Raw genomic sequence first — 3,999 nt, 5'->3', positions numbered from 1 at the left:
AGGATGGCGTCGCGCAGCACCGCGCGATCAACGATCGTTGCTGGTGTGATCCGCACGGGCTGCAGCCGCTCCAGGAAGTGATCCAGGACAGGGTCGGGTAGCGCCGCGAGCAGCACACGCCCTAGTGCCGTACAGAACGCCGGCAGCCGGAAGCCTACCCCGGCACCTGTCGCCATCAGCCGCTGCGGCGAGGCATGGGCGATCATCACCACTTCCTCCCCGACCAGCACCGCACAGGAGGCAGCTTCCCCGAGTTCCACGGCAAGCCGATCGCAAGCCGGCTGCAGTAGAGTCGAGATCGGATTCGAGAGTAGATAGGCGCCGGCCAACGTCAGTACTTTCGGAGTAAGGCAAAACAGTTTTTCGTCGCTCTCGACGAAACCCAGATGAGTCAGCGTGAAAAGGGCGCGGCGGACAGTGGCCCGTGGCAGATCGATCGCGCGGGCGAGGTCGCTCAGTGTCATCGGCCGCCGCTCGGCGCCGATCGCGGTCAACACCGCAAGTCCGCGCGCGAGCGCCTCGGAGAAGTCCGGCCCGCGGGCGCTCTCGGCTCGGCGTATGGCATCTTGGGGTCGCAACTTGGACATCAGCGCAAACTGGTCACAAACCCGGGGTGGCGTCCAGCAGCGATCGCAGATCGATGGCCTCGTCGGCAGCAAGTGTCGGCGGTACTGGCGTGCCCAGTGCGAGAAGCTTTCGTGCCGTGAGATGCTCACCCGGGCGGTTGACGGTGTCCACGGCGAGCAGACGCCCGGTGCGGTAGTAGAATAGCGCGAACCGCTCACTCTTCGGATGGCCACGCAAGACGTAGCTGTCGTGGCTGGCGGCTAGTCCTGCCATCTGCAGCTTCAGGTCGTACTGATCGGACCAGAACCAGGGAATGGCCGATTTCAAGGATGACCTGCCGACGATTGCAGCACCGGCCGCCTTGGCCTGATCGGTCGCATTCTGGATCGACTCCAGGCGCAATGGCACACCGTTCACCATCGTACAAGCGCAGTCGCCGGCTGCCACGACCTCGGGCTCGGAGGTGCGCCCACAGACATCGACCGCGATGGCGCCGCCAGCACACTTTAGGCCGGCTGCCTGTGCCAACTCGACATTGGGGACTGCACCGATACCACAGATCACCAGGTCGGCGGGGTGATTCACGCCGTCGGTGCATTCGACGATACGCACCCTACCGGACTCACCACGCAACGCCCGCGCCGACACTCCGAGCCGAATCGTTACGCCACGCGAGCGGTGGGCGTCAGCCAGGAACGTCGCCAGCGGCTGCGACGCCGTGCGGGTGAGCAAGTTGGCCGCCGCCTCGAGCACGGTGACCGCAACGCCGAGACTAGCCAAGCAGGCGGCGATCTCCAAGCCGATGTAGCCGCCACCAATCACAACAGCATTGCGCGCAGTGACGAGACCAGTGCGCAGTCTGCGTGCATCGTCCAGCGAGCGTAGGACATACACTCCGACGAGGTCATGGCCTGGGATGGCTAGTAGGCGCGAGCGACCGCCGGTGGCGAAAGCCAAGCGATCAAACCGGTGGCGACGCCCGTCTGCGGTCTCAACCTCGCGCGCTTGGCGGTCTAGCTTGATCGCCGGCGCCCCTAACGCCAGTACAATTTTGTTGTCGCGATAGAATGTGTCGTTGCGCAGGGGCAGTGCAGCGTCAGGCACTTTCCCTATCAGATACCCTTTGGAAAGGGGCGGACGTTGGTACGGCGGGTGTGCTTCGGCGCCGAGCAGCAGTATGGGTTCGGCATAGCCAGCTTCGCGCGCGCTCGCGGCGAGATGGACCGCGGCGTGCGATGCTCCGAGCACAACCAAGCCGGCGTTCATGACTGCCGCTCGGGGATCTGGACGATCAGACCGTCAAGGTCCTGCGTCACGGTGATCTGGCAGCTTAGGCGACTGGTCGGGCGGCGGGGCGTGGCAGTAACGTCGAGCATCTCGGCCTCGTCGGGCTCAGGAGGCGGCAACCGCGTGACATAATCGGGTTCCACATAGACGTGGCAGGTGGCACAGGATAGGCAGCCGCCGCACTCGGCATCGATGCCGTCTACATTGTTCTGGATTGCACCGAGCATCACATTCAGCCCCACTGCAACCTCGATCACTCGTTCGGCCCCCCCCCGGCTGACGGTAGATGATACACGGCATTGCTGTCACTCCAAAACGTATATAACGGACTATTGTTCGATAATAGAACTATCGCTCCTGCCGCGCAAGGGATTTTTGCCGAAATTAAAGAATTAACTTGTGCTATGATCGATGGTATGCATAAAAATCGCACGATGGTTCGTTAAACGTCAATATGCGAAGTGAAAGAAGGAGCCCCGTGCGATGATGAGCGCGCAGCACAACGACCTGATTACCCGCATTACGCCGGGCACCCCCGCCGGCAGGCTGCTGCGCATGTACTGGCAACCGGCCGCGCTCTCCGACGAACTTGCTGCCGAACGCCCAATTCGCCCCCTGCGATTGCTCGGCCAGGATCTAGTGTTATTCCGCGACCAGAGCGGAAAGCTCGGCTTGCTCGACCGAGACTGCCCACATCGCGGCGCCGACCTTGCCTTCGGTCGCCTTGAGGATGGGGGATTGCGCTGCGCCTTCCACGGTTGGTTGTTCGACGCCACCGGGCATTGCCTCGAAACCCCGGCCGAACCGGCCGACAGCACGCTCTGCACCCGGATACGACAAAAATCCTACCCGGTGATCGAGCGTAGCGGCATCATCTTCGCCTATCTCGGCGAGGGGGCGCCACCTGCGTTCCCTGCGTTCGACTGCTTCGTGGCACCCGACAGCCATGTCTTTGCCTTCAAAGGCCTGATCGAGTGCAATTGGCTGCAGGCGTTGGAGGTCGGCATCGACCCAGCACACGCCTCCTTCCTGCATCGCTTCTACGAGGACGCAGACGCAGCGGACTCCTATGGCAAGCAGTTCCGCGCGGCGTCTGCCGGCACCGAGATCCCGATGACTCGACTGCTGCGAGAATATCCACGACCGGCGATCGAAGTGGAGCGGACGGAGTTCGGCCTACGCATTGCCGCCCTGCGGCGCATCGACGATGCGCACACGCATGTCCGCGTTACCAACTTGGCGTTCCCGCAGGCCTTCGTGATCCCGATGAGTGCGGAGATGACGATCACCCAATGGCATGTACCGGTCGACGACGCAGCGTGTTACTGGTACGCGATCTTCACCAGCTTCGGCGCCGCGGTGGACAAGGCGAAGATGCGTCACCAGCGGCTCGAACTGTATGAACTGCCAGAGTATCGCCCACGCCGCGGCAAACACAACGACTACGGCTTTGATGCTGCTGAGCAGCGCAGCCAGACTTACACAGGTATGGGACACGACATCAACGTCCACGATCAATGGGCGATCGAATCGCAAGGGCTAATCCAGGACCGCACCCGCGAGCATCTCGGCCTGTCCGATAAAGCGATCACAGCCTTTCGACGCATGTTGGTAGCCGCCATCGAGCAGGTTGTCGCAGGACAGCGTCCGCCAATGGTGCTGAGTGAGGAGGAGGCGTCCAACCTGCGCGGCCCGGCGGCGATAGATGGCATCGGCCCGACCGCGTCGTGGCAGGACTATTGGAAGCGGGTGGATCATGACCGACGAGCAGGTGCGGAGTGGGGGAATCGGCCCCATGCGGCCTGACCATAAGCCCGCAAGCTTTTTCGCCGACCGTCACGGGATGTGGACGTTGGCACGTGCCGAAGCGGCGGCGGAGGTCGAGGCTCGCATCGCGCGGGACAATATTGAAATTGTGCGCCTCTCCTTTGCTGATCAGCATGGTGTGCTGCGGGGCAAGACACTCGTCGCCTCCGAGGTCGCGGGGGCGCTGCGCAACGGCTGTGGCTTTCCCGGCTCGTTGCTGCTCAAGGACACCGCGTGCCACACGGTTTTCTCTACCTTCAGCCCGGGCGGCGGGGTCGGCCTTCGCGAGTTGGAGGGATCAGGCGACGTGCTGATGGTGCCGGACCCCGGCACTTTCCG

The 3,999-nt window shown here is 63.1% G+C and carries 5 protein-coding genes; 2 read left to right on the top strand and 3 right to left on the bottom strand.

Going from position 1 to position 3,999, the window contains the following annotated elements:
* The 3 genes from AiwAL_RS19820 to AiwAL_RS19810 form a co-directional block, all read right to left on the bottom strand.
* Positions 1-587: helix-turn-helix domain-containing protein (locus AiwAL_RS19820; RefSeq protein ID WP_262313445.1), on the bottom strand; the 587-nt coding region annotated here is incomplete at its 3' end.
* A 13-nt stretch (positions 588-600) separates the two neighbouring features.
* Positions 601-1,833, bottom strand: a complete 1,233-nt coding sequence (locus AiwAL_RS19815; protein ID WP_262313444.1) for an NAD(P)/FAD-dependent oxidoreductase — start codon at positions 1,831-1,833, stop codon at positions 601-603.
* Positions 1,830-2,111 carry a 2Fe-2S iron-sulfur cluster-binding protein gene (locus AiwAL_RS19810; protein ID WP_262313443.1) on the bottom strand — a complete coding sequence of 94 codons (282 nt, stop codon included), beginning with the start codon at positions 2,109-2,111 and terminating at the stop codon, positions 1,830-1,832. Before AiwAL_RS19810 ends, AiwAL_RS19815 begins: the two co-directional genes overlap by 4 nt.
* Positions 2,112-2,337: 226 nt before the next feature.
* Here AiwAL_RS19810 and AiwAL_RS19805 point away from each other — a divergent pair, with 226 nt between their 5' ends.
* The gene (locus AiwAL_RS19805) at positions 2,338-3,660 is read left to right on the top strand and encodes an aromatic ring-hydroxylating dioxygenase subunit alpha (protein WP_262313442.1); all 1,323 of its coding nucleotides are present in this window, start codon (positions 2,338-2,340) and stop codon (positions 3,658-3,660) included.
* Positions 3,611-3,999, top strand: a 389-nt coding sequence (locus AiwAL_RS19800) for a hypothetical protein (RefSeq protein ID WP_262313441.1), incomplete at its 3' end; no start/stop codon positions are given. The genes AiwAL_RS19805 and AiwAL_RS19800, both read left to right, overlap by 50 nt.

Source organism: Acidiphilium sp. AL, assembly GCF_025499445.1.
Lineage (GTDB): Bacteria > Pseudomonadota > Alphaproteobacteria > Acetobacterales > Acetobacteraceae > Acidiphilium > Acidiphilium iwatense.
This window is presented reverse-complemented; position numbering and strand designations above follow the sequence as displayed.

Coding starts and splice junctions, on each gene's coding strand:
- AiwAL_RS19815 (WP_262313444.1), bottom strand. CDS start 1,833: ATGAACGCCGGCTTGGTTGTGCTCGGAGCATCGCACGCCGCGGTCCAT.
- AiwAL_RS19805 (WP_262313442.1), top strand. CDS start 2,338: ATGATGAGCGCGCAGCACAACGACCTGATTACCCGCATTACGCCGGGC.